Source organism: Kocuria atrinae C3-8 (genome assembly GCF_000286355.1).
In the GTDB taxonomy this organism is placed as follows: Bacteria; Actinomycetota; Actinomycetes; order Actinomycetales; family Micrococcaceae; genus Kocuria; species Kocuria atrinae_A.
In genome coordinates this window covers 1-4,036 of sequence record NZ_AJXN01000193.1, presented here as the reverse complement: position 1 = coordinate 4,036, position 4,036 = coordinate 1, and the positions used below count along the sequence as shown (strand labels likewise).

2 protein-coding genes and 1 pseudogene are annotated in these 4,036 nt (G+C 67.3%); 1 reads left to right on the top strand and 2 read right to left on the bottom strand.

Annotated features, from left to right (window positions below; all coding sequences use genetic code 11):
* Positions 1-176 precede the first annotated feature (176 nt).
* Positions 177-1,446: pseudogene (locus tag YO9_RS21960) on the bottom strand (P-loop domain-containing protein).
* Positions 1,376-2,695 (bottom strand): MFS transporter, encoded by a 1,320-nt coding sequence (locus tag YO9_RS0115610; RefSeq protein ID WP_223286696.1) that lies wholly within the window; start codon positions 2,693-2,695, stop codon positions 1,376-1,378. Before YO9_RS0115610 ends, YO9_RS21960 begins: the two are co-directional and overlap by 71 nt.
* 178 nt (positions 2,696-2,873) lie before the next feature.
* On the opposite strand from YO9_RS0115610, the gene YO9_RS0115605 reads away from it, so the two are divergent.
* A complete protein-coding gene (locus tag YO9_RS0115605; RefSeq protein WP_016998332.1) occupies positions 2,874-3,923 on the top strand; it encodes a hypothetical protein in 1,050 nt (349 codons plus the stop codon).
* The last annotated feature ends 113 nt before the right edge of the window (positions 3,924-4,036 follow it).

Sequence of the window (4,036 nt, the reverse complement as noted above, 5' to 3'; positions counted from 1 at the left end):
TCGGAACTCGCCACGATCACCGCCTCGTCGGTCCCGTCCACGTTGGCCGCCCGCGCGCGCCGCGAGCGCGTCGTTCGTCGACGACGACGCCGCCGGGACGTGCTCGCGCAACTCACCTAAACTCCCGGTGGGCTGCGTCTGCTCACCCGACGGGAACTCCGCAGACACCTGACGAGCTAGGTCGTGACATCCGAGGCACGGTAAGCGTCCATCGCGATCACCAGATCCGCGACATCCAGGAACGCCCCGGAACCGCCCGTCACGAGCACCGTGGACACGCCCTTGTCCCGGTACAACGCTTGAACCTGTCGACGAACGGCGTGATGGGCTCCCGTTCGCCGGGCACCAGGGAGCGCATGCGCTGATCGCGGACCATGAGGTTGGTGGCGCACGTGTCCTCGTCCATGAGCAACACCTTCGCTCCGGATTCCACGGCCTCCGTGATCGATGCCGCCTGCGATGTGGAGCCCGAAGCGTTCGTGGTGCTGAACCGCTTGGTGTCCGCGCCGGTGGGGAGGTTGTTGATGAACGGGGAAACGTCCGTGTCGGTGACAGCGCGGCCATCCTCCGCGCGCACGGCCATCGCATCCGCTCGGGTGATCACCAGCTCGCGACCGTCGGCGGGGACGTGGTCGTACACCCCTCGCTCGAGCGCCTGCAGCAGCGTGGACTTGCCGTGATAGCCACCACCCACGATGACCGTTACGCCTCCGGGATGCCCATGCCCGAGACCTCGGAGCCATCGCTGAGCGACAGCGTGACCCGCAGATTCTCCGGCGATTCGAACGGCACGGCGTGGCTGGTGAGCGGCTCGTCACGGTGCCCGGACGCGCGCGGGAGCACGGCGCCGTCGGCGACGAAAGCGACCAGACCGTGCGGGGTGAGCTGCGAGCGCACGTGCTCGGCATCCAGTAGGTGCGTACGTGGAGTTCGAATGCCGCGGCGTCCAGGTTGCGGAAGAGCAGGGAGCGGTCGATGACGCTCGGCAGTACCTCGGTCAGCAACCGTTCCGCGGCGCGCCCCTTGATCCGGCGGCCGCGGCGGGAAGGGCGATTTCGCAGCGAACCTCGACGGCGGCGGCGTCGATGAGAACCGACGAGCGCTGCAGGATCTCCTGGCCCACGCGCACCATGAAGATACCGCCGGAGCCTTGCCCCCGTCGGGGCTGAGGGTACGGGCGGCCCGGCCGAAAGCGCGCGTGAGGAAGTCGCCGGCGGCAATGCGCTTGGCTACCGAATCCATGAGGTGGTCCGGAATGCCCGCGACCTTCCGCGGCACACGAAGCCGCACCATGGACGGCGGCGCGTACGGGTCCGACTGCACGCGATCGACCAGCAACTCGAAGTCGCCAATCCGCCAGTCACCCTTGAGCTGTTTATAGGCGCCGTAACTGTTGCCATCCAGGCGCTTGAGGACGTGTGCGAGGTCGGTTCGTGGGGTGCCCATACCTCCATGGGACCACACGCGGCAGGCTCATTCCGAACGCTTTTGCAGCCTGCTCAGGATGATCGCGACCACCACGCTGGCTACGTAAGTGACGCCCACAGCGATCCAGCCCGCGGTAAAGCCCCCGGTGAGGTCCACCAGCTGCCCCACGATCAGCGGTCCCGCGCCGAAGCCCAGATACATACCGGTGGCCACCAGGCCCGACGCCGCTCCCACCTTGCTGCCGGCGCCGTCGCACCGTGCCCGAATTGATGATCACGTTGGCGGCCAGTGGGAGGGTCGCGTGGAACGCGATGCCCGCCCACAACAACCAGCTCTGTTGGAACGCCTCGGCCGCAATCAGGAACACCAACCCGACCACACCGCCCAGGCTCATGATCTGGATCAGTGCGGAGGGTCGCGCCATGCGACCCGCCACGCGGCCCCACCCGATGCGACTCAGGATGCCCAGCACACCGATCACGCCAATGATCAGGCCCGCCACGGTCAGCGGGAAGTCCAGCGCCCGCACCGCGAACAGCGAGGAGTACACGGTGACGCCCTGGGTTCCCACGGCGTTGAGGAAAGCGACGAGGGAGAACAGCCAGACCGCCGTCGGCAATTTTTCGCGACCCGGCGTCGCGGACTTGGCGGGGGCGGGAGGAAGAGGCCGGGAGGCGACGTCGCGCTCGACCTTGGTGATGATCAGCCACGCGATCACCAACGCGGGAACGCAGGCGGCCGCACCGATCAGGGCGGAGGTCTGCCAACCGAGCGCGGCGCCCAGGAATGGGAAGGTGACACCCGAGATCAACAGACCCATTTGCACGCCGGACTGTTTCCAGCCCATCCAGCGGCCGCGTTGGGTGAAGCTCGTGCGCTGGGCGATCAGGCGGTTGGTCGCGGGGTTCGAGAACGCTTGGGTGACGCCGGCAATCAGTGCTGCGGCGAGCAGGACCACAAAGGACTGCCACGCCGCACTCACCAGGAACGCGACCACAATGCCCGAGAAGATCAACGCGATCTGGAAGCGCGGAGTCAGCTTGTCCGCGAGCACCCCCAGGAACGTGGCCGTGACGCCGGCGGAGATGTAGACCGCCGCCAGAATGAACCCGTACTGACCCTCGGTGATGCCGTACTCGTCCACGATCAGCGCACTCAACGACCCCAGCGCGTAGTTGAACACCGGCCCAATGGCCATGGCCCCCATCAACACGAAGAGCAGCACTCCGGGTGCGCGGTTCGAGGCATCAGATGTGGGACGTGTCACCCACAGCACATTAGCGGGCCTAACTGATTCACGACAGTGGTGGTCCGGAGTGCGAGACGGGGCGGGGGTTCGGTGTCGGGTTCAGCGGCCCGCGGAGTCACGGCCTGACCCCGCGCGCTACTGCACGGCGCGGGCATCCTCACGTAGGCTCGTAGAACGGACTACGGAGGCGATCGACATGAGTGAAGAGCTTGACCCGGACCTTGCCCGCGCCTTGAACGAGCCCGCCCGGCTCGTGCGTGCGGACCCCGCCTTGCTGGACGTTGTGCGCGATGCCGGAGCACCGGCCCAGCGGCAATTGCACACACAGAGTTCCGAAGCTTCTTCGCCCGAAGACCGATACGCATCAGCCGCCATGCTCGCCGCGCTGTTCAACGACCGCGGCCCGCTGGATCAAGCCGCTCGCGGCTACGGCTCCACTCCTCCGCGCGAGCTGGTGGCACTGTCAGAGGTGGAGGCGCTGCGACCGGCGCTCAAGAAGTCACTGTCCAGCCCGGTGCTGACCGGTCTGCTGGAATGGGCCACCAAGCCCGACCCCGCCGATCCGCCTCTCGAGCTCGCCATGGCCGCCCGCGATCTGGAGCTCGACAACGCCTCGGTGCTGCGCTCCGTGGCCAGCCGTGCCGAACAGGTCGCCCAGCAGACCACCAAGCGCAACCAGCGGGGCCCGCTCGAACGGGTGACCGAGGTGCTGCGGCAGGCAGCCGACCGTGGCCACGAAACGGGTGGAGCGACGTCGGCGGCGGTGGATGAACCCGCCTCGAGGCCCTCGCCCCAGGACCCCGTGAATTCCTCGGGCAGTTCGGGTCCGGCCGTAACCACGAGCGGCATCCCGGAGTCCGAGCTGGTCGACGAGAACGAACCGGATCCGTTCACCAACGACACCTCGCCGAAGAACCCTGGCAGCACCGAGTACCCCGGCACCGGTGTGCCCGTGCGCGATTCGCTCAACGGCCCGCGCCCAGACGCACAGGATCAGCCCAAGCGGGACAAGATTTTCGACGCCGATCGCTTCTGGCCCATGGCCCCCGCAAGACCGACGACGCCGCCGGCGCACCTCCCTCGGATCAGCCGCCTGTGGAGCCGGGACCGCCGCGCGAGCCCTCGACCTCGGAGCTGTACTACGGGGTGGGCAGTGACCGCTACGCGGACCGGGACCCCAACAGCCCGGAAACCCGGGACAGCGACAAACACGTGCTACGCAACTGGGGCATCGTGTTCCTGGTGATCATCGCGATCATCTTTGTGCTGACGCTCGTGCTGTAGGGCCGTCTGCGCCGCATAAACATGTGAGTCCGTAAAAGTGCCATTCGTTGAGTCGAAACGCAGGGTGTCAACCTG

What these genes read in the sequence shown, in the direction of transcription:
- YO9_RS0115605 (WP_016998332.1), top strand. Translation starts at nt 2,874, where the DNA reads ATGAGTGAAGAGCTTGACCCGGACCTTGCCCGCGCCTTGAACGAGCCC.